24 protein-coding genes and 1 pseudogene are annotated in these 24,706 nt (G+C 69.5%); 8 read left to right on the forward strand and 17 right to left on the reverse strand.

Features of this window, described 5'->3' with window-relative positions; all coding sequences use genetic code 11:
- Positions 1-7: 7 nt before the first annotated feature.
- Genes ACGFY9_RS10140 through ACGFY9_RS10150 form a run of 3 tightly spaced genes read left to right on the forward strand, consistent with a single transcriptional unit; the run spans position 8 to position 2,467 of the window.
- The gene (locus tag ACGFY9_RS10140) at positions 8-964 is read left to right on the forward strand and encodes an amidohydrolase family protein (protein ID WP_393753256.1); all 957 of its coding nucleotides are present in this window, start codon (positions 8-10) and stop codon (positions 962-964) included.
- 9 nt (positions 965-973) lie between these two features.
- Entirely contained in the window at positions 974-2,281 is a 1,308-nt protein-coding gene (locus ACGFY9_RS10145) for an amidohydrolase family protein (protein ID WP_393753257.1), read from the forward strand.
- Between the two features lie 33 nt (positions 2,282-2,314).
- Positions 2,315-2,467: a hypothetical protein gene (locus ACGFY9_RS10150; RefSeq protein ID WP_393753258.1), complete on the forward strand. Its 153-nt coding sequence runs from the start codon at positions 2,315-2,317 to the stop codon at positions 2,465-2,467.
- Between the two features lie 166 nt (positions 2,468-2,633).
- Here the strand turns inward: ACGFY9_RS10150 and ACGFY9_RS10155 are convergent, their stop codons facing one another.
- Both ACGFY9_RS10155 and ACGFY9_RS10160 read right to left on the reverse strand, forming a co-directional pair.
- Positions 2,634-3,782: an FAD-dependent oxidoreductase gene (locus ACGFY9_RS10155; RefSeq protein WP_393753259.1), complete on the reverse strand. Its 1,149-nt coding sequence runs from the start codon at positions 3,780-3,782 to the stop codon at positions 2,634-2,636.
- A gap of 55 nt (positions 3,783-3,837) precedes the next feature.
- Positions 3,838-5,382: an MDR family MFS transporter gene (locus tag ACGFY9_RS10160; protein WP_393753260.1), complete on the reverse strand. Its 1,545-nt coding sequence runs from the start codon at positions 5,380-5,382 to the stop codon at positions 3,838-3,840.
- A gap of 129 nt (positions 5,383-5,511) precedes the next feature.
- On the opposite strand from ACGFY9_RS10160, the gene ACGFY9_RS10165 reads away from it, so the two are divergent.
- Positions 5,512-6,201, forward strand: a complete 690-nt coding sequence (locus ACGFY9_RS10165) for a TetR/AcrR family transcriptional regulator (RefSeq protein ID WP_393753261.1) — start codon at positions 5,512-5,514, stop codon at positions 6,199-6,201.
- A 197-nt stretch (positions 6,202-6,398) separates the two neighbouring features.
- The gene (locus ACGFY9_RS10170; protein ID WP_393753262.1) at positions 6,399-6,731 is read left to right on the forward strand and encodes an ATP-binding protein; all 333 of its coding nucleotides are present in this window, start codon (positions 6,399-6,401) and stop codon (positions 6,729-6,731) included.
- Here the strand turns inward: ACGFY9_RS10170 and ACGFY9_RS10175 are convergent.
- The 4 genes and pseudogenes from ACGFY9_RS10175 to ACGFY9_RS10190 form a co-directional block, all read right to left on the reverse strand.
- Positions 6,707-7,387: a hypothetical protein gene (locus ACGFY9_RS10175; RefSeq protein ID WP_393753263.1), complete on the reverse strand. Its 681-nt coding sequence runs from the start codon at positions 7,385-7,387 to the stop codon at positions 6,707-6,709. The genes ACGFY9_RS10170 and ACGFY9_RS10175 overlap by 25 nt on opposite strands.
- Positions 7,384-7,961: pseudogene (locus ACGFY9_RS10180) on the reverse strand (Chromate resistance protein ChrB). The gene ACGFY9_RS10175 and the pseudogene ACGFY9_RS10180 overlap by 4 nt, the downstream one beginning before the upstream one ends.
- Positions 7,962-8,194: 233 nt before the next feature.
- A complete protein-coding gene (locus ACGFY9_RS10185) occupies positions 8,195-9,523 on the reverse strand; it encodes a class I SAM-dependent RNA methyltransferase (protein ID WP_366493324.1) in 1,329 nt (442 codons plus the stop codon).
- A 131-nt stretch (positions 9,524-9,654) separates the two neighbouring features.
- Positions 9,655-11,706 carry an APC family permease gene (locus tag ACGFY9_RS10190; protein ID WP_393753264.1) on the reverse strand — a complete coding sequence of 684 codons (2,052 nt, stop codon included), beginning with the start codon at positions 11,704-11,706 and terminating at the stop codon, positions 9,655-9,657.
- A 370-nt stretch (positions 11,707-12,076) separates the two neighbouring features.
- Here ACGFY9_RS10190 and ACGFY9_RS10195 point away from each other — a divergent pair, with 370 nt between their 5' ends.
- Entirely contained in the window at positions 12,077-12,748 is a 672-nt protein-coding gene (locus ACGFY9_RS10195; RefSeq protein ID WP_033283949.1) for a TrkA family potassium uptake protein, read from the forward strand.
- On the forward strand, positions 12,748-13,425 hold the full coding sequence (locus tag ACGFY9_RS10200) for a TrkA family potassium uptake protein (protein ID WP_019061074.1): 678 nt from the start codon (positions 12,748-12,750) through the stop codon (positions 13,423-13,425). Before ACGFY9_RS10195 ends, ACGFY9_RS10200 begins: the two co-directional genes overlap by 1 nt.
- 70 nt (positions 13,426-13,495) lie before the next feature.
- On the opposite strand, the gene ACGFY9_RS10205 is transcribed toward ACGFY9_RS10200, so the two are convergent.
- The 8 genes from ACGFY9_RS10205 to ACGFY9_RS10240 all read right to left on the reverse strand — a co-directional run bounded on the left by ACGFY9_RS10205 (position 13,496) and on the right by ACGFY9_RS10240 (position 21,305).
- Positions 13,496-14,275, reverse strand: coding sequence for a DUF3159 domain-containing protein (locus ACGFY9_RS10205; RefSeq protein ID WP_393753265.1), 780 nt, complete (start codon positions 14,273-14,275; stop codon positions 13,496-13,498).
- Positions 14,276-14,278: 3 nt separating this feature from the next.
- A complete protein-coding gene (locus ACGFY9_RS10210) occupies positions 14,279-14,677 on the reverse strand; it encodes an OB-fold nucleic acid binding domain-containing protein (RefSeq protein WP_078652621.1) in 399 nt (132 codons plus the stop codon).
- Positions 14,678-14,722: 45 nt separating this feature from the next.
- Complete coding sequence (locus ACGFY9_RS10215; RefSeq protein ID WP_381251119.1) at positions 14,723-15,406, reverse strand: response regulator; 684 nt, start codon at positions 15,404-15,406, stop codon at positions 14,723-14,725.
- Positions 15,403-17,955 carry an ATP-binding protein gene (locus ACGFY9_RS10220; protein ID WP_393753266.1) on the reverse strand — a complete coding sequence of 851 codons (2,553 nt, stop codon included), beginning with the start codon at positions 17,953-17,955 and terminating at the stop codon, positions 15,403-15,405. Before ACGFY9_RS10220 ends, ACGFY9_RS10215 begins: the two co-directional genes overlap by 4 nt.
- Before the next feature lie 152 nt (positions 17,956-18,107).
- Positions 18,108-19,283, reverse strand: a complete 1,176-nt coding sequence (locus ACGFY9_RS10225) for an alginate lyase family protein (protein ID WP_393753267.1) — start codon at positions 19,281-19,283, stop codon at positions 18,108-18,110.
- Positions 19,284-19,451: 168 nt separating this feature from the next.
- The gene (locus tag ACGFY9_RS10230) at positions 19,452-20,207 is read right to left on the reverse strand and encodes a DUF3710 domain-containing protein (protein ID WP_393753268.1); all 756 of its coding nucleotides are present in this window, start codon (positions 20,205-20,207) and stop codon (positions 19,452-19,454) included.
- A 1-nt stretch (position 20,208) separates the two neighbouring features.
- A complete protein-coding gene (gene dut / locus ACGFY9_RS10235) occupies positions 20,209-20,724 on the reverse strand; it encodes a dUTP diphosphatase (protein WP_393753269.1) in 516 nt (171 codons plus the stop codon).
- Entirely contained in the window at positions 20,721-21,305 is a 585-nt protein-coding gene (locus ACGFY9_RS10240) for a PaaI family thioesterase (RefSeq protein ID WP_393753270.1), read from the reverse strand. The genes dut and ACGFY9_RS10240 overlap by 4 nt, the downstream gene beginning before the upstream one ends.
- 58 nt (positions 21,306-21,363) lie before the next feature.
- Here ACGFY9_RS10240 and ACGFY9_RS10245 point away from each other — a divergent pair, with 58 nt between their 5' ends.
- Positions 21,364-21,828: a DUF3093 domain-containing protein gene (locus tag ACGFY9_RS10245; RefSeq protein ID WP_366493333.1), complete on the forward strand. Its 465-nt coding sequence runs from the start codon at positions 21,364-21,366 to the stop codon at positions 21,826-21,828.
- A 7-nt stretch (positions 21,829-21,835) separates the two neighbouring features.
- Here the strand turns inward: ACGFY9_RS10245 and ACGFY9_RS10250 are convergent, their stop codons facing one another.
- The 3 genes from ACGFY9_RS10250 to ACGFY9_RS10260 all read right to left on the reverse strand — a co-directional run bounded on the left by ACGFY9_RS10250 (position 21,836) and on the right by ACGFY9_RS10260 (position 24,706).
- A complete protein-coding gene (locus ACGFY9_RS10250) occupies positions 21,836-22,750 on the reverse strand; it encodes a hypothetical protein (RefSeq protein WP_393753271.1) in 915 nt (304 codons plus the stop codon).
- A gap of 13 nt (positions 22,751-22,763) precedes the next feature.
- Positions 22,764-23,060, reverse strand: coding sequence for a DUF4193 domain-containing protein (locus ACGFY9_RS10255; RefSeq protein ID WP_005481602.1), 297 nt, complete (start codon positions 23,058-23,060; stop codon positions 22,764-22,766).
- Positions 23,061-23,455: 395 nt separating this feature from the next.
- A complete protein-coding gene (locus ACGFY9_RS10260) occupies positions 23,456-24,706 on the reverse strand; it encodes a sensor histidine kinase (protein WP_393753272.1) in 1,251 nt (416 codons plus the stop codon).

Consider the following 24,706-nt stretch of genomic DNA (forward strand, 5'->3'; position numbering starts at 1 on the left):
GTCGTTCATGAGACTCATTGCGCTGGAAGAGGCGTTCGCACTTCCCGACATCCTGGCCAGAAGGCCGCTCACCAAGACCCCGACCTCGGACGATCTGCTCGACCTGTGGAACCGCCGCCTGGTGGACTTCACCGAGGAACGGCTGCCGCTGATGGACAAGTACGGCATCGACGTACAGGTCCTCTCCCTGACGGTGCCGGGCATCCAGGGACTGACCGATCCCGGCGAGGCCGTAGCCGAATCCCGCAGGGCCAACGACTTCCTCGCCGAGGTCATCGCCCGCCACCCGGACCGCTTCAAAGGGTTCGCCGCCGTACCCCTCCAGGATCCCCGGGCGGCAGCGGCGGAACTCGAACGGGCCGTCACCGTCCTCGGGTTGAGCGGTGCGCTCGTCAACGACCATACGGGCGGCCACTACTACGACGAACCACGCTTCGACGTCTTCTGGGACAAGCTGGAAGAACTCGACGTCCCGCTCTATCTGCACCCCGGGGCGCCGCCGACCGACAAGTGGCATCTCCTGAAGGGACGTCCCGAGCTGGTGGGACCCCTGTGGACCTGGGGCGCCGAGATCGCGGGACACACCCTGCGGCTGGTCCTGGGCGGGGTCTTCGACCGGCACCCGCAGGCCCGGCTGATCCTCGGGCACATGGGCGAGGGCCTGCCCTTCCACCTCTCCCGGCTCGACTCCCGCTACGCGTGCCAGAGTGACCGACCGCTGCGCCGGAGCCCGTCCGCGTACTTCGGCGACAACATCCGCATCACCGTTAGCGGCGTGTGGTCGCATGCGGCCCTGACGGGCGCCATCGGTGAACTGGGCGTCGACGCCATCATGTTCGCCGTGGACTATCCGTACGAGTCGACGGAGACGGCCGTCGAGTTCCTCCGCTCGGCCCCGCTGGGCGCCGAGGACCTGGAGAAGATCGCCCACCTGAACGCCGCCCGCCTGATCCACCTGCACTGAAGGGACGTCATGTCACAGAACCCGCACGTGAAGACGCTCATTCGGGGAGCGACCGTCCTCTCGATGGACCCGGACGTGGGCGACCTCGATCAGGGCGACCTGCTCGTGGAAGGAAGCCTGATCGGTGCCGTCGGTCCCCGGATCGAGGCCGCCGATGTGGACGAGGAGATCGACGCGACCGGCTGCATCGTCGTCCCCGGCTTCGTCGACACCCACCGGCACATGTGGGAGGCCGTCCTGCGCGGCTTCGCCCCTCACCACACGCTCGACGACTACTTCGGCCAGTTCCTGTGCGGCATCGCCCGGAACATCTCCCCCAGGGACGTCCACCTCGGCAACCTGCTGAGCGCCCGGGCGGCGCTGGGCGCGGGGGTCACCACCGTGCAGGACATCTCCAACATCCAGGACAGCCCGGAGCACACCGACGCCGCCGTCCAGGCGCTGCGGGAGTCCGGTCTGCGGGCCGTGTTCGCCTACGGCAAGAGCTTCTCCCGGATGCTGTCCGAGGGCTGCAGACTGCCGGACGACGTACGCCGCGTACGGTCGCAGCTCCTCGCCGACGACGAGGCCCTGGTCACCCTGGCCCTCGACACGGAGTCCGGTGACGACGACGCCGAGTGGCACAACTACGGGCTGGCCCGCGAACTCGACGTCCGTACGGCCCGCCACGTCTCCGCGGACTATCCCGTCACCCGGCTGGAGAAACTCGGCACCCTGTTGCCCGGCACCACCTTCATCCACGGCAACGGCATGGACGAACGGGAACTGCGCGTCATCGCCGACAGCGGTGGCGGCCTCTCGATCGCCCCCGCCATCGAGCTGATGATGGGGCACGGCTACCCGCCGCTGGTCCCCGCGGCGGACGTGGGCCTGCGGATCAGTCTCAGCACGGACGTCGAAGTCACCGCCGCCGGCGACATGTTCACGCAGATGCGGGCCGCGTACCAGGCCGCGCGCTACGGCCAGTTGTCCTCCGGTGGCGTTCCCTCGGTCACCGTCCGACAGATCCTGCACTACGCGACGCTGTCCGGTGCCCAGACCCTGGGGCTCGGCGAGCGCATCGGCTCCCTCACCCCCGGCAAACAGGCGGACCTCGTCGTCCTGCGCGCCGACCGCCCCGACGTCGCACCCGTCCTGGATCCCTACAGCACCGTTGTACTACAGATGGACCGTTCGCACGTCGACACGGTCCTGGTCGCGGGCGAGCCGGTCAAGCGCGGGGGCGTCCCGCTGAGCGACAGCACCGAACTGCTGGCGGAAGCGCGGTCGGCGGCCGAACGGCTGCTGAACATCTCGCCCCAGGGACAGCGTCCCTGACGGGGAATCAGGGTTATCAGAGACCAAGGGCCCTTGCGGAACGTCGAGTTCGGCAAGGGCCCTTCGCGCGTTCTCCGCGGCGAGCATCCTCAGGCGCAGTTCGAGGTACTGGTCGCGCAGGACGAGGGCGGAGGCGTCGTTGACCGGTCCCTCGCCCTCCAGGACGGTCAACTGCCGGTTCGGTAGGCCGAGTCGGCACCCCATCGACGTGGCCGCGACCGCGTCGATGGGCCGATGACCACGCCCAGCGCGAGGGCCGCGGGCCAGTCGGTGCCCAGCGTGGTCACCACGACGAGCAGCACGGCCAGACCCGGATCGGCTTGATGTTGCGGCGGAAGTTACGACACGAGGGTCAGTGGCCGCCCTCGGGCCCACCGGTGAAGACCCCGATCAGTTGAGCGACCGGGTCCGGGCCGAAGCACATCTCCAGCCCCTGGGCCGACTGCGCGGCCGTCTCCTCGCTGCGGGGGAACAACTCCTCCTCGTAGACGGCGAGAGCCTTCTCCGTGTCGCCCGGGTGGGCGGCGATGGCCTGACCGAGCTGCGCACCGTCGAGCATCGCGAGGTTGGCGCCCTCGCCGGCGAACGGCGACATCACGTGGGCGGCGTCGCCCAGCAGAGTCACCCCGGGAACGCGGTTCCAGCGGTGGCCGACCGGCAGCGCGCTGACCCTGCGCGGTGTCAGGGCACCGTCGGCGTGGGCGATCAGCGCCTTGATCCTGTCGTCCCAGCCGTCGAACTGGGCGAGGACGGCCGCCTTCGCCGCGTCCGTGTCGGTGAAGTCGACGGTGTCGAGCCAGTCCTCGGCGATGCGCAGCGCGGTGTAGATGTGCAGGCTGCGGTCGGTCTTGCGGTGGGCGAGGAAGCCCTTGCCCCCGTCGAGCGCGAAGAGCATGCCCTCACCGACGAGGGCGGCCTCGTCCGGGTGGCGGGTGTCGGCCTCGACGAGAGTGGCCTCGACGAAGGAGATGCCGGTGTACGCGGGCCAGGCGTCGGAGAGCAGCGGGCGGGTGCGGGACCATGCGCCGTCGGCCCCGATGAGCAGGTCCGTGGTGATCCGGGAGCCGTCGGCGAAGGTCACCTCGTGCCGGCCGTCACCGAGCGGACGGGCGCCGGTGGCCTGCCGGCCCCAGCGGATGGTGTCCTCGGGCAGGGAGTCGAGCAGCAGCTGACGCAGCTCGCCGCGATCGACCTCGGGACGGTCACCGTTGTCGTCCCCAGCGGTTTCGTCCCAGTGGACGACGGCACGCTTGTCCAGCACGCGGCTGGCGTCCCCGCCGCGATGGACCAGAGCGAGGAAGGCGTCATGAAGCCCTGCGGCGCGCAGCGCGAGCTGGCCGTTCTCCGTGTGGATGTCGAGCATGCCGCCCTGGGTGCGGGCGTGCCGGTCGGCCTCAAGGTCGAAGACGGCGGCCTCGATGCCGTTGACGTGCAACACACGGGCGAGAGTCAGGCCGCCGAGGCCGGCGCCGATGATCGTGATGGCGTGGTGGTTGTCCATGGGGAGATCCTTCCGGAATGCGCGTTTCATTGTGTTCTGGATTGGTCTGTTGTGCTCAGGAACCGGATCGGGACACCTGTTCCCCAGTCGGCTGATCCGTGATGGCCTTGCCGCGCAGCGGAACCTCCTCGATGAACACGGCGGCGACGAGTGCCGCCACCGCGCAGACCGCGCCGACCAGGAAGATCTGCTGGGTGCCGTGGGCCACCGAGTGCGCGTAGGCGTCCTTGGCCGCCTGCGACACGGCGTGCGCGGCCGTGGTATCCGTGTGTCCGCCTTCGGCAGGAGCGGCGCCGTGGCCCTGTAGGGCTCGCGTGAGCAGGGAACCGAAGACGGCGACGCCCAGGGAACCGCCGAGGGTGCGGAAGAGGCTGGTGGCCGCGGAGGCGGCGCCGATGTCGCGCAGCGCGACGCTGTTCTGGGCGATGGTGTTGGCCATCTGGATGGTGAAGCCGGTGCCCACACCGACCAGCACCATGTAGGCGCTGGTCGTGAAACGGGACGTGCCGGTGCCCATGGTGGCCAGCAGCCCCATGCCGACGGCGAGCGAGGCGGCACCCGCTACGGGGAAGATCTTGTACTTGCCGGTCTTGGACATCACCTTTCCCGCCACCATCGAGGCGACGACGGTGCCCGCCATCATCGGCAGCAGGAGCAGCCCGGAGTTCGAGGCCGAGGCACCCTGCACGGTCTGCTGGTACAGCGGCAGATACAGCGAGCCGCCGAACGTGGCCGCACCCGCGACGGTGAGCAGGACCGCAGCGATGGGGAAGTTGCGCTGACCGCTGAAGATCCGCAGCGGCAGCAGCGGTTCGCCGGCCCGTTTCTGGGAGGCGACGAAAGCCAGCAGGAGGAGTACGGCGGCCGTGGCGAGAGCGAGGATCTGCCAGGAGCCCCAGGCGTAGGTGCTGCCGCCCCAGGTCGCGGCCATGACGACGGTGCTGATCATGGCGGTCATGAGGGTGATGCCGAGCCAGTCGATGACGACCTTGCCGCGGTGGGTGGTCGGCACCTTCAGCAGGAGTCCGCACCACACCAGGCAGATCAGGCCGACGGGAATGTTGACGTAGAAGGCCCAGCGCCAGCCGAGGTGCGCCGTGATGAAACCACCCACGAGCGGGCCGCCGATGCTGCCGACGGCCTGGACGATCGCCACCATGCCCTGGTACTTGCCGCGCTCGCGGGGCGGCAGCAGCGCCCCGATCAGCGCGAAGGCGCCGGCCGCCAGACCGCCGGCGCCGATCCCCTGCAAGGCACGGAAGCCGATCAGCTCGCCCATGGACGACGCCTGGCCGGAGAGCACCGAGCCGATCATGAACACCACGAGCGAGCTCAGGAACGCGTACTTGCGGTTGAAGAGGTCGCCGAGCTTGCCCCACACCGGCGTGGAGCAGGTGGTGGTCAGTGTGTAGGCGGTGACCACCCAGGACATGTGGTCGATGCCGCCGATGTCCGCGACGACCGTGGGCATGGCGGTACCGACGATGAGGCCGTCGAGCATGGACAGCAGCATCGCCAGCAGGACGCCGAGCAGGACCCAGCGGATGTTCTTCGGCACGATCGACTCGGCGTCGGCCGCGGGTGCGGTGGATGCGGACATGGCAGAGCCTCCCCTTCGGGAAGTGGGAGAAGGTGAACGACTCCGATCGTAGCGAACATGTTCGCTACGAACAAGTTCGGCACGATGCTGACGGCGGTTCGTCACGAACACGTTCGGTACGCTTGCGGCATGACCGCCAGATCTGAACCCGTCAGCCGTCGCGAGCGGCCGGCCAAGCCCGCCCTGACCCGTAGCGGAATCATCGCTACCGCCGTCCGCGTCATGCGTGCCGAGGGGCTGCAACGCGTCACGATGCGCCGTCTGGCCAAGGAACTCGACACGGGTCCGGCCTCGCTGTACGTCTACGTGGCGAACACAGCCGAGTTGCACGCCGCGATCCTCGACGAGCTACTGGGCGAGGTCGACCTGGGGCCGGCCGGCGTGAGCGAGGACTGGCGCGAGGGGATCGAGATCATCCTCGCCTCCTACACCCACCTCCTCGTCCAGCTTCCGAGCCTCGCCCACTCCGCACTGGTCGCCCGGCCCTCGGGCACCAACTACCTGAACCTGCTGGACGCGTTGCTGGCTCTCCTCAAGCGGGGTGGGGTGCCTGACGACCAGGCGGCCTGGGGAGTGGACACGCTGCTCCAAGTGGCCACGGCCAGCGCCGCCGAGCATGCGGGCGAGGACGGTTCGGACAGCACGGAGTGGGAGTGGGAGGCGGTCGCGGCCGCCATCGAAAACGCCTCCCCGGACAAGGTGCCCCACGTCACCGCCCTCGGCGCCGAACTGCTCTCGGGAAGCCCGCAGACGCGCCGGAGGTGGACGACCCGGATGCTGCTGAACGGCATCCTGCACACACCACGCGACACATCCTGACCCCCGTTAACGGCCGCCTACACCCCCGGAGTTCACCGAGCCTTTCCAGGACGTCCGCCTGCGTCAGCCGATACGGGAGCGAAACAGCCGCCGCCCCGTGGCTTGGTGTACGGGACGACGTCCCCCGCACACCGCCGCCTGGTAGCTCGTGTCCCCCCTAGAACACCCTTGCCCCGGAAAGAACCTGCCGAGAGCGAGTGCACGAGCATGAGGCGTGGCCTGAAGCCGGCGGCCGAACTCACCCGCGTGATGGCACTGGCCTGCCCGGGCCGCTCCTCCTGTCCGTCGCGGATCAAGGGCCTGGACTCCCGCCGGAATTCCTGCCGCACATTTTCGGCCGCTTCACCCGCGCCGAGACCAGCCGCGCCATTCCCGGATCGGGCCGCGGCCTCGCGCTCGTCACCCACTCTCACGACGGGATCGCTCACCCCGAGAGCCCTCGTCAAGGCCGGCATCACGCTGGACATCGCCTGCTGAGGCGCCCGGCGCCACACGCAAGTCGGTGTCATGCCGCTCCGGAACGGCGGTGAACGAAGCCAACCGCTGCTCCACCTGCGAGCAGAGCCGCGAGTGCCACGTAGCCGCGGGTGAGAGTGGCGACGGCCGCGACCAGGAGCGGGCCGCCCGCGTCGCCGAGTTCGCGGACCAGCTCGGCGGCGCCCATGGCCTGGCCGAGGCGCTCGCTGGGAGTGGAGGCGGTGAGAGCAGCGAAGCCGAGCGGCGTGATCACGCCGGTGCCGGTGCCGATCAGGGCCGCTCCGACGAGGACGCCAGTCAAGCCCGGCAGCATGGCACTGGCAACGCCGATGGCTGCGGTCAGTAGTCCGGCGATGATCCCCGTACGGGTGATGAGGCGTCCGTCGTCCAACGCCCGTCCCGCACGCGGCTGCACGAGCGCGGCACACACGGCAATCACCGACACCGCCGCGCCGGTGGCCACCGTGCCCGGCCCGGCCGCCCGGCCGGAGACGGGCAGGAAACCCACGCCGACGGACAGCGCGACGGTGGCAGCGGCCAACGCGCCGGTGGGTCCGAGGAAGTCCGAGTCGAAAAGGCACCGGGCCAGGTCGAGCACGGTCTGCCGGGTCTTGGGCAGCGGCGGCAGAGCAGGGACGGCGAGCGCGGCGGCGTACAGGGTCCACATCTGCCAGGCGGGCGCTTCCTGGGAAGCCGCCGGCGCGGTCATCGATCCTGCTCCGGGGTCTCGTGCAGGGCACGGAAGACCCGCTCCGCATGGTTCTCACAGACGACGGTGCACTGCTTGAAGCGCTCACCAGCCTCGGCCGCCTCCGGGGCGCCGAACACGTCGCGGGCAGTGAGATCACGGTGCCAGCGGCGCAACCGGTCCAGAGACTGCCCCTCTTCCTCCAGCTCGGCCGGCGTGAACTTGGCGATGCGGTCTCCTTGGCGATCTCCGCCTCGAACTCGCCGCAGTCCGCCAGGAACTCCGCCCAGTCCTCCGAGCGCGCTGCGGTGAACATGGCCTGGAAACGGGCGGCATCCGCAGGACTCCGCCCGGTCGCGTTCAGCGTCACCCCCAGGCCGCCGGGCTGCTCCGTGAGTTCGAGCGCGCGGGCGATGCCGTCCGCGAAGACGGACACTTCGGGTACGGCCCAGATGCCCTGGCCCAGCGAGAGCGCGCCGATCCTGCGCAGCTCCCGCCAGACCGCGACCCGGTGCCGCGAGGGCTCCGCCGGGAGTTTGACTACGAGGACAAGCCAGCGGCTTCCGGGTTCCCTGCTCAACGCCTTCCGACTCAACGGACCGCGCGCCGACCGTCGATGGACTGAGCACGACCGCTGGGCATCACGAAATCCTCAGCGGTACGCCTCAGCCGGACCGGACTGCACGTCACATCGCCTGGCCAGGGACGCAGCACGCCTGACGCCCCATCAGAACGAGCGTCAAATGAGCGTCATGAGCGTCATTTCGGCGTCAAGATATCGCCCGTAACACCCACACCGCGCATCATGCGCACGCACAAAACCGCAGGTCAGGACACCTTAGCCACCGGCTCAAGGATCGCCACGCACTCCACATGATGCGTCATCGGAAACAGATCGAACGCCCGAAGCGTCCGCACCCGATACCCGCCGTCCCGGAAGTACGCCAGGTCCCGCGCCAACGCGGCCGGATCGCAAGCCACATAAGCGATCTTCCGCGCCCCGAGCGAAGACAGGTGCTCCACGGTCTTCTTGCCCGCCCCCGCCCGCGGCGGATCGAGGACGATCAGGTCGACCTCACTGATCCCGGTCCGCGGCAGCACGCTCTCGACCTTGCCCTGCTCGATCCGCACCCGCTCGAACCCGGCGAGATTGTGCCGCGCGTCCTCGACCGCGCGCTTGCCGGACTCGATGCCGAGGACCGCGCCCTTGTCGCCGAGGCGGTCGGCGAGGGCACCCGCGAAGAGGCCGACGCCGCAGTACAGGTCGAGGGCCATGTCGCCCTTGCGCGGCAGCAGGCCCTGCATGACCGCCTTGACGAGGGTGTCCGCGGCCATCGGGTGGACCTGCCAGAAGCCGCCGCTGCCGACGCGGTACGTACGGCCGTCGGCCCGCTCACGCACGAACGCGCGGCCGTGGACGCGGTGGATGCCGCCGTCGTGCTCCTCGACGCGCATGACGGAGACCGGGCGTTCGAGTTCGACCAGGGGCAGGCGGGCGCCGGGGCGGGGCTCCAGGATGACCATGCGGTCCTGGGAACCCGTCGCCGCGATCGCCTCGACCGAGGCCATGCCGGACCAGTCGCGCTCCTCGATGCCCAGCTCGCTGACGCCCGGCGCCGCGATCATGCAGTGCTCGACCGGCTCGACCTCGTGCGAACGGTGCTTGCGCAGACCGGCGTTGCCGTCGACGTCCACCGCGTACTGCACGCGCGTGCGCCACCGCGGTACCTGGCCCGCGGGCAGCTTGTCGCCCTCGGCCGGCATCACCGTGCCGTCCCAGCCGGCCTCCTCGGGCGTGAGCCCCGCGAGCCGCTGCAGCTGCTCGGTGATGACCTCGCCCTTGAGGCGACGCTGGGCGCCGGGCTTGGCGTGCTGCCAGTCGCAGCCGCCGCAGCGGCCGGGCCCGGCGTACGGACAGGGCGCCTCGACCCGGTCCTTGGACTCGTCCAGGATCGTCACCGCGTCGGCACGCAGGAACCGCGCGCCCTCCTCGCCGTCGGTGACCCGCGCGACGACCCGCTCACCGGGCAGCGCGTGCCGGACGAACAGCACCTGCCCCTCGGACGTACGGGCGATGCAGTGCCCGCCATGGGCGACGGGGCCCACCTCGACCTCGTACTCCTCCCCCACCAGCGATTTCTTCGGTTCTGCCTGCATGGCGGGGTGACTCCAAATGCGAAAGGGGGCGAGCGAAGGGACGTACCAAGGGGAACGGCAGGACAACAGCCCACCAGTCTACGTGGACCCCGCCTGACCGCTCACCACAAAGCCGTGCCGGCTGGAGCCGGCTAGAGCTTGGACTTGGAGGACTCGCTGTGCCGCTCCTCCGCGGGCCCCCGCCGCACCGCACCCGGCGCACTCCACTCGCTCCGCTTCCGCGCCCGGTTCTTCGCCGCCTCGGAGGACTCCAGCTGGTACGGCACCGACGTCACCATCACGCCCGGCGTGAACAGCAGCCGGCCCTTGAGCCGCAGCGCGCTCTGGTTGTGCAGCAGATGCTCGTACCAGTGGCCCACGACGTACTCGGGGATGATCACGGACACCGCGTCCCGCGGCGACTCCTTCCGCAGGCTCTTCACGTACTCGATGATCGGCCGCGTGATCTCCCGGTACGGCGAGTCCAGCACCTTCAGCGGTACGTCGATCCCGCGCCGCTCCCACTCCTCGCGCAGCGCCTTGGTCTCCGCCGGGTCGACGTTGACGCTGAGCGCCTCCAGGGTGTCCGAGCGCATCAGCTTGGCGTAGGCGAGGGCCCGTAGAGCCGGGCGGTGGATCTTGGAGATCAGGACGACCGAGTGGACGCGGGACGGCCGGAGGCTGTCGTCGCTCGGGCCCTCGGGGGCCGCGATCTCCTCGGCGACCCGGTCGTAGTGCTTACGGATCGCGGTCATCGTGGCGTAGAAGATGCACATGCCGAGCAGTGCCACCCAGGCGCCGTGCGTGAACTTCGTGACCAGGACGACGACCAGCACCAGGCCGGTGAAGAACGCGCCGAAGGTGTTGATCGCCCGGGAGCGGACCATGTGGCGGCGCTTGGCCTGGTCCTTCTCGGTGGCCAGGTGGCGGTTCCAGTGCCGGACCATGCCGGTCTGGCTGAGGGTGAAGGACACGAACACGCCGACGATGTACAGCTGGATCAGGCGGGTCGAGTCGGCGCCGTAGATCGCCAGCAGCATGGCCGCGGTGCCGGCCAGCAGCACGATGCCGTTGGAGAAGGCCAGGCGGTCGCCGCGGGTGTGCAGCTGGCGCGGGAGGTAGCGGTCCTGGGCGAGGATCGAGCCGAGCAGCGGGAAGCCGTTGTACGCCGTGTTGGCGGCCAGGAACAGCACCAGCGCGGTGGCCGCGGCGAGCACGACGAACAGGAAGCTGCCCTTGCCGAACACGGCCTCGGCGACCTGCGAGATCACCGGGTTCTGGACGTAGCCGGAGCCGATCGCGACGCCGTTGTGCAGCAGGTCGGTGCCGGGGTTCTCGGCCATGCGGACCTTGGTCGTCATGGCGAGGGCGATGATCCCGCAGAACATCGTGACGGCCAGGATGCCCATCGCCGCCAGCGTGGTCGCCGCGTTCTTCGACTTGGGCTTGCGGAAGGCCGGGACGCCGTTGGAGATCGCCTCGACACCGGTGAGCGCCGCACAGCCGGAGGAGAAGGCACGCAGCAGCAGGAAGACCAGGGCGAAGCCCGCCAGGCCCTGGTGCTCGGCCCTGATGTGGTAGGCGGCGGTCGGCGCGCGCATGGTGTCGCCGAGGACCAGGCCACGGAACGCGCCCCACGCGATCATGACGAAGACGCCCGCGACGAAGACGTACGTCGGGATCGCGAACAGCGAGCCGGACTCCTTCACCCCGCGCAGGTTCATCAGCGTGAGAAGCACCACGACGGCGATCGCGCAGAGCACCTTGTGCTCGACCACGAAGGGGACCGCGGAGCCGAGGTTCTCGATGCCGGAGGCGATCGACACGGCGACGGTGAGGACGTAGTCGACGAGCAGGGCGCTGGCGACGGTGAGGCCGGCCTTGGGGCCGAGGTTGGTGGTGGCCACCTCGTAGTCGCCGCCGCCACTGGGGTAGGCGTGGACGTTCTGCCGGTAGGAGGCGACCACGGTGAACATCAGCACCACGACCGCGACCGCGATCCAGGGGCTGAAGTGGTACGCCGACACGCCCGCGATGGAGAGGACCAGCAGCACCTCGCCGGGCGCGTACGCCACGGAGGACAGCGGGTCGGAGGCGAAGACGGGGAGTGCGATGCGCTTCGGCAGGAGCGTTTCGCCCAACCGGTCACTGCGCAGTGCGCGCCCGATGAGGATGCGCTTGGGCACGTCGGTCAGTTTGGACACAACAGAGGATCGTAGGCCTTCGAACAGGCGATCCTCTACTTTCCCCCGCCTTACCCGCTGTCATCTGCCTCACGAGTGAAATGAGGGACGAGCGGAGTTGCGGATTCCGTCAAGATCGCCGGCCCCGTGTCTCTATGACAGAACCCCGCTCCCGCCGCCTCCTGGAGGTTCCATGCCCCCGACCGCAGAGCTGATCGGCGCCCTGGCCGCCCTCGTCGGCCTCGGAATCCTCACCCTGGCCAGCGTGCGCAGCATCGGCCGCCGTTGATGCACAGGGGTGCCCCGGATGGACCGGGCGTGTGTAGCTTGGGCCTCGGTCTGAGACCCTGATGGGGCTGAGCATTGATTTCAGGACACCGGAAGGACGGTCGTGCACATCGTCATCATGGGCTGCGGCAGAGTGGGTTCCGCTCTCGCCCAGACCCTGGAGCAACAGGGGCACACGGTCGCCGTGATCGACCAGGACCCCACCGCCTTCCGTCGGCTGGGCCCCGGATTCGGCGGCCGCCGGGTCACCGGGGTCGGCTTCGACCAGGACACCCTGCGCGAAGCCGGCATCGAGGAGGCGGGCGCGTTCGCGGCCGTCTCCAGCGGTGACAACTCGAACATCATCTCCGCGCGCGTGGCCCGCGAGATGTTCGGCGTGGAGAACGTCGCGGCCCGTATCTACGACCCCCGCCGCGCCGAGGTCTACCAGCGCCTGGGCATCCCCACCGTGGCCACGGTCCGCTGGACCGCCGACCAGATGCTGCGCCGGCTGCTGCCCTCGGGCGCGGAGCCGCTGTGGCGGGACCCCACCGGCGGTGTCCAGCTCGCCGAGGTGCACGCCTCGGCCGCCTGGGTAGGCCAGCGGATCAGCAAGCTGCAGGAGGAGACGGGCGTCCGCGTGGCGTTCCTCACCCGGCTCGGCGAGGCGATGCTGCCCTCTTCGCAGACCGTGTTGCAGGAGGGCGACCTCGTGCACGTGATGATGCGTACGGACGAGGTCGACAAGGTCGAGGCGGCGTTCGCCAAGGGTCCCGAAGAGGAGGGCGGTCACTGATGAGGGTCGCCATTGCCGGAGCCGGCGCGGTCGGACGTTCGATCGCCGGAGAACTCCTGGAGAACGGTCACGAGATCCTTCTCATCGACAAGGCCCCGACCGCGATCTCGGTCGAGCGGGTCCCCCAGGCGGAGTGGCTGCTGGCCGACGCCTGCGAGATCACGTCCCTGGACGAGGCGGCGCTGCAGCGCTGCAATGTCGTGATCGCCGCGACCGGGGACGACAAGGTCAACCTCGTCGTCTCCCTCCTCGCGAAGACGGAGTACGGCGTCCCGCGCGTCGTCGCCCGCGTCAACAACCCCAAGAACGAATGGCTCTTCAACGAGTCCTGGGGCGTCGACGTGGCCGTCTCCACCCCCCGCCTGATGTCGGCCCTGGTCGAGGAGGCGGTGTCGGTCGGCGACCTTGTCCGCCTCCTCCGCTTCAGCCACGGCGACGCCAACCTCGTCGAGTTGACCCTCCCCGAGGAGTCCGCCCTCGCGGGCACCCAGGTCGGCGACGTGGAATGGCCCGAGGACACGTCCCTGGTCACGATCATCCGCGGCACGCGCGTGCTGACCCCGTCCCGCGAGGACTCGCTGGAGGCGGGCGACGAGCTGCTGTTCGTGGCGGCACAGGCGCGCGAGGAGCAGTTGGAGGATCTGCTGTCGGTACGCCGGGAGGACGCGGCGAGCTGACACGCCAGACGTCTACGACGAGGAGGGGCGCCCTGAGATCTCAGGGCGCCCCTCCTCGTCGTAGCGAAAACTATGCGTCGCGCCGGTGCCGTCCCGCCGTGGCGTCCTGGGTCTCGCCAGAGGCCTCGGCGGCAGCCTTGCGTTCCTTCTCCGCCTGCTCCTCCGCCTCCATCTCCGCGAACACGTCGATCGGCGCGGGCGCCTTCGCGAGGAAGACCCAGGTGAGCCAGACGGCGAGGAGGAAGGGCGGGATCTTCAACGCGACGAGGACCCAGCCGAGTTGGGCGGTGTTGGCCCACCAGTAGAGCGGGAAGAGGATCGCGCACTTGGCGAGCAGGATCAGGCCCCAGGCCCAACTGGCCTTGGCGTAGGCCTTCTTGCGGCCGGGGTTGCGGGTCCGCCAGGAGAGGTTCTCCTTGAAGACCGGGCCGAGGATCAGGCCGATCAGCGGGACGCCGGCGAGGGTCGTGACGATGTACGCGAGTGCCAGGCCCAGCGTGTAGAGCATGCCGGGGAGGTAGAAGTTCTTGGCGTTGCCCGTCATCATCGCGAAGACGACACCGAAGGCGACGCCGAAGACGCCGCTGAAGGCGTGCTTGACGGTGTCCCGGGTGGCCAGCCGGACCACGACCAGGGCCAGCGCCACGGCCAGCGCGGCGATCGCCGACCAGTGCAGGTTCTTGTTGACGGTGAAGATGCTGACGAAGAGCAGGCCGGGCAGGACCGTTTCGATCATGCCGCGCAGGCCGCCGAACGCCTCGAAGAGGGCCGCCTCGGTCACCGCCCGGACATCCTGCTCGCTGTCTTCGGCGTCCACGGTGTCCGCGGTCGGCTTGTCGAGCGACGTCACCGGCTACTCCCGTCCGAGGGGTTTCAGTTCGTATTTGGGGTTGAAGAGCACCCGGCGGCCCCGGCTCATCGAGATCCGGCCGGACGCGATCAGCTTGCGCCCCGGTTCTATCCCCACGATGGAGCGCCTGCCGAGCCACACCACGTCCAGGGCGGCCGAACCGTCGAACAGCTCGGCCTCCAGGGCCGGCACCCCCGCCCGGGGGCGCAGCGTGACCGTGCGCAAGGTACCAGTAACCGTCACGATCTGTCGGTCGTGGCAGTCGCCGATCCGGACACAGCCCTCGGTCTCGGCGTCCTCACGCAGCTCCTCCGACTCCAGGTCCTCCTGCGAGGTGGAGAGCCGGTCGAGCATGCGCCGGAACCGTCCGGCCGGCTTTTCGGAACGAGGGACAGCGCTCATATCTGAAGCGTACCGGGGTCCACTGACAGCAACGTACCCACGGCCCTAGCGCTCGAACCGGTAGCCCATACCGGGCTCCGTGATGAAGTGCTTGGGATGCGCGGGGTCCGTCTCCAGCTTCCGCCGCAGCTGTGCCATGTAGACGCGCAGATAGTTCGTCTCGGTACCGTACGACGGCCCCCAGACCTCCTGGAGGAGCTGCTTCTGGCTGACCAGCCGCCCGGTGTTGCGCACCAGCACCTCCAGCAGATGCCACTCCGTGGGGGTGAGCCGTACGTCCCGCCCGTCCCGCTGGACCTTCTTGGCGGCCAGGTCGACGGTGAACTCGTCGGTCTCGACCAGGACGTCGTCCTCGCCGCCCCCGGTGGGCTCGGCCCGGCGCACGGCGGCCCGCAGCCGGGCCAGCAGCTCGTCCATGCCGAACGGCTTGGTGACGTAGTCGTCGGCCCCCGCGTCCAGCGCCTCGACCTTCTCGTCGGAGGAGTGCCGCGCGGACAGCACCAGGATCGGCACCCGGGTCCAGCCCCGCAGCCCCCGGATCACCTCGACGCCGTCCATGTCGGGCAGCCCCAGGTCGAGAACGACCACGTCGGGGTGGCGGGAGGCGGCGAGATCGAGGGCGGTCTTGCCGTCGGCGGCCGCGTCGACCTCGTACTTCCGCGCCTTGAGGTTGATCACGAGGGCCCGCACGATCTGCGGCTCATCCTCGACCACGAGGACCCTGGTCATGAGGCCTGCCTTTCCGGTTGTACGTCAAACACGTCATGCGCGCCTTCTACGATGCCGTCCGCCGCGCGGAGCGTGAGGACCATGGTGAGGCCGCCGCCGGGCGTGTCCTCGGCGTTCAGGGTGCCGTTCATCGCCTCGGTGAAGCCGCGCGCCACGGCGAGACCGAGTCCCACTCCGGCGCCGCGCGGGGCGTCGCCGTAGCGCTGGAAGGGCTCGAAAATGCGGTCCTTGGCCGCGTCCGGGACTCCCGGGCCCCGGTCGACCACCCGTACCTCGACGCGGTCGGCGATGGCGCTGGCGGACACCAGGACGGTTTCGCCGGGCGGGCTGTACTTGACCGCGTTCTCGACCAGGTTGGCCACCGCCCGCTCCAGCAGCCCGGGGTCGACGGCCACCATGGGCAGCGTCTCCGGGATGTCCAGTTCCGCACTGCCTTCGGGGACCCCGCCCAGCGCCATCGGCACGACCTCGTCCAGGTCGATTTCGCGGATGATCGGCGTGACCGTGCCGGTCTGCAGGCGGGACATGTCGAGCAGGTTGCCCACGAGGTGGTCGAGCCGGTCGGCGCCGTCCTCGATGCCCTCCAGCAGTTCGGCCTGGTCCTCCTCGGACCACGCCACGTCGTCGGACCGCAGGGAGGAGACGGCCGCCTTGATGCCGGCGAGCGGGGTCCGCAGATCGTGGCTCACGGCCGCCAGGAGTGCCGTACGGATGCGGTTGCCCTCGGCGAGCGCGCGGGCCTGGTCGGCCTCCTCGCGCAGGCGTCGGCGGTCCAGTACGACGGCGGCCTGGGCGGCGAAGGCGGCGAGGACCCGGCGGTCGGAGGCGGGCAGCACCCGGCCGGTCAGCGCGAGGGCCATGTGGTCGCCGACCGGCATGTCCACATCGCCGTCCTCGGGCCGCTCCAGCGGCGCGCCCACGCCGACCCGGCCGGCGCAGGTCCAGGGGTCCACGTCGCTCTTGCGCTCCAGCAGGGCCACGGACTCCATGCCGAAGGTCTCCCGGACCCGTTCCAGGAGCGCTTCGAGGCTGGTCTCGCCGCGCAGCACGCTGCCCGCGAGGAAGGACAGGATCTCCGACTCGGCGCGGAGTCTGGCGGCCTGCTGGGTGCGTCGCGCGGCGAGGTCCACCACGGAGGCCACGGACACGGCGACGCCGACGAAGATCGCGATGGCGACGATGTTCTTGGGGTCGGCGATCGTCAGCCGGTGCAGCGGGGGCGTGTAGTAGTAGTTCAGCAGGAACGAGCCCAGGGCCGCCGAGACCAGCGCCGGCAGCAGCCCGCCGAGCAGCGCCGCCGCCACCGTCAGCGACAGGAACAGCAGCATGTCGTTGGCGAGCCCGAGATGGACGGCGTTCAGCAGCAGCGCGAGCCCCACCGGCCCGACCACCCCGACCACCCACCCCGAGACGATCCGCGCCCGCCCGAGCCGCGCGCCCCGGGACACGGGCAGCCCGCGCCCCTTGGCGACCTCCTCGTGGGTGACGATGTGGACGTCCAGGTCAGGGCCCGATTCCCGGGCGACCGTGGCGCCCACTCCCGGCCCGAAGACGTACTGCCAGGTCTTGCGCCGCGAGGAGCCGAGGACGATCTGCGTGGCGTTCACCCCGCGCGCGAAGTCGAGCAGCGCGGCCGGGATGTCGTCGCCGACGACGTGGTGGAAGGTGCCGCCGAGGTCCTCGGCGAGGGTGCGCTGGAGGGCGAGTTCCTTCGGGGATGCCGAGGTCAGCCCGTCACTGCGGGAGATGTAGACGGCCAGTACCTCGCCGCCGGCCCCCTTCTCGGCGAGCCGCGCGGCCCGCCGTATCAGCGTCCGCCCTTCGGGGCCGCCGGTCAGTCCTACGACGATCCGCTCGCGCGAACCCCAGATCGCCGAGACCTGGTGCTCGCTGCGGTACTCCTGGAGGTACTCGTCGACCCGGTCGGCCACCCACAGCAGCGCCAACTCCCGCAGGGCGGTGAGGTTTCCGGGCCGGAAGTAGTTCGACAGGGCCGCGTCGACCTTGTCGGGCTTGTAGATGTTGCCGTGCGCCATGCGGCGGCGGAGCGCCTGTGGCGACATGTCGACGAGTTCGATCTGGTCGGCCCGGCGGACGACCTCGTCCGGGACGGTCTCCTGCTGGCGCACCCCGGTGATCGACTCGACGACATCACCTAGGGACTCCAGGTGCTGAATGTTGACGGTGGACACCACATCGATGCCGGCCGCGAGCAGCTCCTCGATGTCCTGCCAGCGCTTGGTGTTGCGGGAGCCCGGGATGTTGGTGTGGGCGAGTTCGTCCACGAGGGCGACGGCGGGGGCCCGGCGCAGCACGGCGTCGACGTCCATCTCGGTGAAGACGGTCCCCCGGTAGGCCAGCTCCACGCGCGGGACCTGCTCCAGGCCGTGGAGCATCACCTCGGTGCGGGCCCTCCCGTGGTGCTCCACGAAGGCGACCACGCAGTCGGTGCCCCGCTCCACCCTGCGGTGGGCCTCGGACAGCATGGCGTACGTCTTGCCGACGCCCGGTGCCGCACCGAGGTAGATCCGAAGCTTGCCGCGTCCCATGGCCTCATTGTCTTCCCGTCACACCTGTGTACGCAGCGTCGACTTTACGGCCAATAAGTCCGACAAATGGGGTGGTGAGCGCGGTACGGGACGTCTTTGACGCATCCCTGATGCCCGTACGGCACCGCACGGGCATCAGGGTCAGGCGCTGTTCAGTTGGGGTTGTCGCCGTGCGTGAGGGTCTCCCAGGCCACGAAGAGGTTGTTGCTGCCGGCCGGGCGGTTGTTCAGGGTGAGCGTCTGGGTGTTGGTCATCGCGATGCCCAGGCGGTTGTGCAGGGCGTTGTAGCCGACCTCGGTGACCGGCCCGAGCCCGAGGGTCAGCGACCCGCCGCACAGCCAGCTCGGCACGGCCGTCCCCAGCTGGTACTTGGCCTGGAACCCGAGCGCCTGCCGCAGCCGCTCCCCCACGTCGGTGCCGTAGAGGTCGGTGCCCTGGATCCGGCTGGTCTCGGCGACGTGCGAGATCGACGAGAGGCCGTACCCGGTGTGCGTGAAGTCGCGGCACGTCTCCTGGGTGAGCCCGGTGACGAAGGTCGACTGGCCCTGCCAGTAACTGACGATCTTCGCCGTGGTGTCGAGGTTCTGGCTCGGCACGGTCTTCGGCACACTGCCGTCCGAGGCGAGGTAGATGTACGCGGCCGTGCGCGTCCGGAAGATCGCCATGGCCTTGTCGTACGACGTCTTGTCCTCCAGGAAGACGGAGATGCCGACGGCGGCGTCCATCATCGTCAGCTCCCAGTTCCCGTTGGAATTGGAGCCGTTGATGATCTCGGGCAGGTAGACGTTGCGCAGCATGGTCGCGAAGCGGGCCGAGTTGGTCCAGGTCCCGGTGTACGTGTACTTGATGATCTCGGCGGCCTTGGGCCAGGAGGCGCCGGCCCAGCCGGTCTGCAGGGGCGCGTTGCTGTTGGTGTGGCTGGTGATCGTGGCCGACCAGGCGTCCATGATCTCGATGGCCTTCTGGGCGTAGCGCGCGTCCTTGGTGATGTACCAGGCGAGCGCGTCGGTGTAGGCCGCGATCGCGTCCTCGCGCTCGTCGGTGCAGCCGTAGTTGGGGTTGGAGTACGAGCCGCACTCGACGACGGCTCTGGGCTTCGGGGTGCGACTCAGGCTGGCGTAGGAGCTGGCCATCATCTGGTCGTAGGCGCCCTTCCAGGGCTGGGCGCCGGCGAGGACTTCGGTGCGGGCGAAGTCCAGTTGGCTCCGGGAGACGTCGACTCCGGGATGGACGAAGGTGGCGGGGGCCGCCTGGGCGGCGGTGCCGGGTTGGGCGAAGAAGCCCAGGACCAGCGCGGTGACGACGGAGAGCAGGGCAGCGCGGCGCACGGTGACTCCGTTCTCGTATGTGAACACAGAGCACCCTCATGAACTTGGGCGTTGAGCCGAGACCATAGGTACGTACCAATGAGCCGTCAAGAGTGCGCGCACGACGAAGGGCCGCACCCCGGGAGAGGTACGGCCCTTTTTTCGTCTGTTCCGGTGTTCTTGCTCCAGCTAGCGGATCTCGGTGACCTCCGGACCGCGCTGCAGCTGGCCCATGCCGCCGGAGAAGCGGGAACCCGCCTCCTCCTGCTGGACGCCCTCGGGAACCATCTGGGCGTCGTTCGGCAGCTTCAGGACGATCGGGTCGCGGGGCGCCATCGGGCCCTCGCCGCGCACAACGACCGTGTCCCGGAAGATCTGTTCGAGCAGACCGGCCGCCTGCGGCTGCACCGCGCCCTGCCCGGAGATCACCCCGCGCAGGAACCAGCGCGAACCGTCCACACCGACGAACCGCACCACCTGGAAACCGCCCGTGCCGTCCGGCAGTTGCACCGGAACCTGCGCGCGCAGCTCCCAGCCCAGCGGCCCCTCGACCTCGTCGACGATGCCGCCCTGCTGGGTGATGCCGCTGGCGATCTCCTCGCGGACCTCGCCCCAGATACCCTCGCGCTTGGGAGCGGCGAAGGCCTGCAACTGGATGGCACTGTCCTTGAGGACCACGGTGGCGGCGACGATCGCGTCACCCGCGACCTCGACCCGCAGCTCCATGCCGTCGACTCCCGGCACGAACAGACCGCCCAGGTCCACCCGGCCCTCGGCGGGGTCGCCGACCTCCGAGTCGTCCCAGGGTCCGTCGGGGCGGGGCTCCGGCTCAAGCTTCACGCGCTCGACCGACTCGTCCGCCTCAGTGTCGACGTCGTCGACGACCTGCTCGGCCTCGCTCGCCGCGTCCTCGGCGGCAGTGCCCTTCTTGCGACGTCCGAACACGTCACTGTCCTTCCCGGTCGGATACGACCGAAGCGTATCGATTCCCACCCGTGGTGCCGCCCACGGCGGCGTGACCGCCGGTGGACCCGAAGCCCCCCTCGGCCCGCGCCGATTCGGGAAGTTCCGCGACCTCGTGGAAGCGGACCCTCTCGACCTGCTGGACGACCAGCTGGGCGATCCGGTCGAAGCGCTCGAACCGAACCGACTCGTACGGGTCGAGATTCACCACGATCACCTTGATCTCCCCACGGTACCCGGCATCAACCGTCCCCGGGGCATTCACCAGGGCAACACCGCAGCGGGCGGCGAGCCCCGAACGAGGGTGCACGAAGGCCGCGTACCCCTCGGGGAGAGCGATAGACACCCCCGTGGGCAGTACGGCCCGTTCACCCGGCTTCAGTTCCCGGCTCTCGGTGGTCCGCAGATCGGCTCCCGCGTCACCGGGATGCTCGTACGACGGAAGCGGTACGTCCGGGTCGACGCGGCGGATCGACACGTCCAGAGGGCTACGGCTCACGGGTTCACCTCGAAGGCACGGGTACGCCGGACCTGGTCCGGGTCGTCCATGGCGGCCCGGATCTCCTGCGGGCGGCCGTTGTCGATGAAGTGGTCGACCTTCACCTCGACGAACAGAGCGTCGGCGCGCACGGCGAGGGGCCCGTCGGGGCCGCCGATGCGTCCGGTGGCGGTCGAGTAGATCTTCCGGCCGGCCACGGCCGTCACCTCGGCCTCCAGGTACAGCACGGTGTCCACGGGCACCGGCCGGACGAAGTCCGTCTCCAGACGGCCGGTCACGGCGATCGTCCGCAGCAGCCAGTTCAGCGAACCGAGGGTCTCGTCCAGCGCGCTGGCGAGCACGCCGCCGTGCGCGAGGCCCGGGGCGCCCTGGTGGGCGGCCCGCACGGTGAACTCGGCGGTGATCGTCACGCCCTCGCCGGCCCGCGCCTCCAGGTGCAGCCCGTGCGGCTGCTCGCCGCCACACCCGAAACACTGTTCGTAGTGCGCACCGAGCAGCTCGCCCGGCGCGGGCGCGTCAGGGTGCCGCACCGGTTTCACGGCGTCGGACGGAGGCTTAAGAGCTGGAGAAGTACCACTCACAGCCGCAGACCTTACCCGCGCGTCGGTAGGTTCCGGACACCGTGCCAAGCTTGGCTCCATGCAGCTTTCCGCCTCCCCCTACGACGAGCGCCTCACCGCCCCCCGTTCGTGGTGGTTCATCTCGTTCCTGGTCGGCGTCTCCTTCGCCCTGATCCTGCTGCCCTTCGGCACCCTGCCGCTGCTCGGCGGCCTGGTCGGCGGCACCGCGGCCGCATCCGTCATGGCCAGCTCCTACGGCTCGCTCCGCATCCGGATCGTGGGCGACCAGCTGATCGCGGGCGAGGCGAAGATCCCGGTGACGGCCCTGGGCGAGGCGGAGATCCTGGACCCGGAGGAAGCGCGCGCCTGGCGGACCTACAAGGCCGACACCCGCGCCTTCCTGCTGCTGCGCTCGTACATCCCGAGGGCACTGCGCGTCGAGGTCACCGACCCGGACGACCCTACGCCGTACCTGTATCTGTCGACCCGTGAGCCGGAGCGGCTGGCCGAGGCGCTGAAGACCGCGCGGGCGGCAGCCGTCTAGGACCTGTTCAGCGACCGAGTTCCTTCGGGATCTCCCCCATCCGGAGCGGGTCGGGCGGGGTCTCCAGGGGCGGCAGTTCGGGCAGCGCGTCCCACGGGACCTGGGCCTTGCGCAGGTCCTTGCGGATGCGCTCCGCGAGTTTCCTGGTGTCCCGGCGGTTCATGACCGCTCCGACGGCGGCGCCGACCATGAAGGGCATCAGGTTCGGCAGGTCGCGGACCATCCGTTTCATGATCTGCTGGCGCAGCTCGCGCTTCATGTGGCCGTTCAGCGCGGCGCTCATGGTCGACGGTTTGGTCACGTCGATACCGCGCTCCCCGGACCAGGAGTTCAGATACGTGGTGCTGCGCTGCCGGAGGTCGCCGGGCGGACGGGCGCCGTAGACCTCGTAGAGCTCGGCGATCAGCTTCAGCTCGATCGCGGCGACGCCGGTGATCTCGGCGGCCAGTTCGGTGGGCATCGCCGGCGGCACCGGCAGCATCGCCGCGGCACCGATTCCCGCGCCGACCGTCGATGTCGCGTTGGCCGCGCCCGCCACCAGTTTGTCGGCGAGCTGTTCGGGGCCGAGGCCCGGGAACTGTCGCCGAAGCGCCTGAAGGTCCCGTACGGGGATCCGCGGGGCGATGTCGATGATCCGGTCGGCGAGGTACGCCAGACCGGCCCTGGCCCGGCTGCCGCCCTTACGGACGCCTTCCCTGGCCTTGTCCCGGATCACCGCCGCCCGTCGTTTGGCGACGGGGGCGGCTGCGGGAACGTCCGCCGGCACCGGGAGGTCAGCCCGGTCGGCCGGTTCGAGCGAGGCTGATCCAGGTTCGGATGAGCCCCGCTCGTCGTCACGCGCGCCATGAGGACCGTCTGTCGGCCCTTCGTCCGCTCCCGGCTGGAGGGAGCGGCGCTTCCAGGGTGGGGTCGAGCCAGTCACGGCCGACCCCGCCTCAGTCGCAGTCGCGGCAGATCGGCTGGCCGTTCTTCTCGCGGGCCAGCTGGCTGCGGTGGTGCACCAGGAAGCAGCTCATGCAAGTGAACTCGTCCTGCTGCTTGGGCAGCACCCGGACGGCCAGCTCTTCGTTCGAGAGGTCCGCTCCGGGCAGCTCAAGGCCCTCGGCGGCCTCGAATTCGTCGACGTCCACTGCGGAAGTCGACTTGTCGTTCCTACGCGCCTTGAGTTCTTCAAGGCTGTCCGAGTCGACGTCGTCGTCGGTCTTGCGTGGGGTGTCGTAATCCGTTGCCATGTCGCGCTCTCCCCCTCTGGGTGTCTGCGGTGTCTCCAGCGCACGTAACGCGTGAGAGGCCGGACTTGTGCCCGACCTGAGGCGGAGATTTTGCCTCACATCAAGGTCTGTTACTCAATCGACACCCAACCGGACCCCTCAAGAGTGATCGGCTTGGATGGCGAAGGGGACCGTACACGGTCCTCGTGCCGCTCTTCAAAGGCACCTCATCGTGTACTTCCCGTGATCAAGACCCCCGAAAACCCGGATTTTCCCGGCTTTCCGACAGGGTGCATGATCACGGAGAGTAGATGCCCCGAAAATCGTGCTTGTGATCGATCACACACGGGGTTGCCGGAGAAGCGGCCAGAAAATTCCGCGCAAAGCGAACATCCTCGTGTGTCGGCGACATGATCTCAGATGGGCAGGGTGACTCGCATCACGAGTCCACCCCCCTCACGCGGCTGCGCCGAGATATGGCCACCGTGCGCCCGCGCCACGGACCGCGCGATCGACAGGCCGAGACCCACCCCCTTGTCGCTGCCCGTCCGCTCCGTACGCAGCCGTCTGAAGGGCTCGAAGAGGTTGTCGATCTCGTACGCCGGGACCACCGGCCCCGTGTTCGAGACGACCAGCACCGCATGGCCGTGCTGCACCTCCGTGGTGACCTCGACCCAGCCGTCCTCCGGCACGTTGTAGCGCACCGCGTTCTGCACCAGGTTCAGTGCGATGCGCTCCAGGAGGACGCCATTGCCCTGGACGACCGCCGGCTTCTGTTCGCCGCGGATCACCACACCCTTGGCGGCCGCCTCGCCGTGCACCTGGTCGACGGCCTGCTCGGCGACCTCGGCGAGGTCGACGGGCTTGCGCTCGACGATCTGGTTGTCGCTGCGGGCGAGCAGCAGCAGACCCTCCACGAGCTGCTCGCTGCGCTCGTTGGTGGCGAGCAGCGTCTTGCCCAGCTGTTGCAGTTCCATGGGGGCGCCGGGATCGGACAGATGCACTTCCAGGAGCGTGCGGTTGATCGCGAGCGGCGTTCTCAGTTCGTGCGAGGCGTTCCCCACAAAGCGTTGCTGTGCGGTGAAGGCTCTCTGCAGCCGCTCCAGCATCTCGTCGAAGGTGTCCGCGAGTTCCTTGAGTTCGTCGTCCGGGCCGTCCAGCTCGATCCGGCGGGACAGGTCCGAGCCGGCCACCGCGCGGGCGGTGCGGGTGATCCGGCCGAGCGGGGACAGCACCCGGCCCGCCATCGCGTAACCGAACGCGAAGGCGATGATCGCGAGACCCAGCAGGGCCAGCAGCGAGCGGCTGAGGAGGTTGTCCAGGGCGGCCTGGCGCTGGTGGTCGATGCACTCGCTGATCGCGGCGTTGAACTGGCCCAGCGGGATGTTGCTCGCGTTGTTCACCGCGGTGCAGCTGTCGCTGGTGACCTTGATCGAATCGCCGTCGACGATCTTGAACAGCGGTTCGTTGCCCGTGTTCAGCGCCTGGGCGGCGAGCAGGTAGATGATCGACAGCAGCAGGATGCCGGCGATCAGGAACATGCCGCCGTACAGCAGCGTGAGCCTTATGCGGATGGTGGGGCGCAGCCAGGGGAACGGCGGTTCGGGCCTTCTGGGGTCCCACGTGGGCTTCGGGGGCGCCTGGGGAGGCGCGGGGGTCGTGGCCAC

Origin of the sequence: Streptomyces sp. NPDC048504, from assembly GCF_043200035.1 — a bacterium.
Lineage (GTDB): Bacteria > Actinomycetota > Actinomycetes > Streptomycetales > Streptomycetaceae > Streptomyces.

Coding starts and splice junctions, on each gene's coding strand:
- ACGFY9_RS10140 (WP_393753256.1), top strand. CDS start 8: ATGAGACTCATTGCGCTGGAAGAGGCGTTCGCACTTCCCGACATCCTG.
- ACGFY9_RS10145 (WP_393753257.1), top strand. CDS start 974: ATGTCACAGAACCCGCACGTGAAGACGCTCATTCGGGGAGCGACCGTC.
- ACGFY9_RS10155 (WP_393753259.1), bottom strand. CDS start 3,782: ATGGACAACCACCACGCCATCACGATCATCGGCGCCGGCCTCGGCGGC.
- ACGFY9_RS10160 (WP_393753260.1), bottom strand. CDS start 5,382: ATGTCCGCATCCACCGCACCCGCGGCCGACGCCGAGTCGATCGTGCCG.
- ACGFY9_RS10165 (WP_393753261.1), top strand. CDS start 5,512: ATGACCGCCAGATCTGAACCCGTCAGCCGTCGCGAGCGGCCGGCCAAG.
- ACGFY9_RS10175 (WP_393753263.1), bottom strand. CDS start 7,387: ATGACCGCGCCGGCGGCTTCCCAGGAAGCGCCCGCCTGGCAGATGTGG.
- ACGFY9_RS10185 (WP_366493324.1), bottom strand. CDS start 9,523: ATGCAGGCAGAACCGAAGAAATCGCTGGTGGGGGAGGAGTACGAGGTC.
- ACGFY9_RS10200 (WP_019061074.1), top strand. CDS start 12,748: ATGAGGGTCGCCATTGCCGGAGCCGGCGCGGTCGGACGTTCGATCGCC.
- ACGFY9_RS10210 (WP_078652621.1), bottom strand. CDS start 14,677: ATGAGCGCTGTCCCTCGTTCCGAAAAGCCGGCCGGACGGTTCCGGCGC.
- ACGFY9_RS10215 (WP_381251119.1), bottom strand. CDS start 15,406: ATGACCAGGGTCCTCGTGGTCGAGGATGAGCCGCAGATCGTGCGGGCC.
- ACGFY9_RS10220 (WP_393753266.1), bottom strand. CDS start 17,955: ATGGGACGCGGCAAGCTTCGGATCTACCTCGGTGCGGCACCGGGCGTC.
- ACGFY9_RS10245 (WP_366493333.1), top strand. CDS start 21,364: ATGCAGCTTTCCGCCTCCCCCTACGACGAGCGCCTCACCGCCCCCCGT.
- ACGFY9_RS10255 (WP_005481602.1), bottom strand. CDS start 23,060: ATGGCAACGGATTACGACACCCCACGCAAGACCGACGACGACGTCGAC.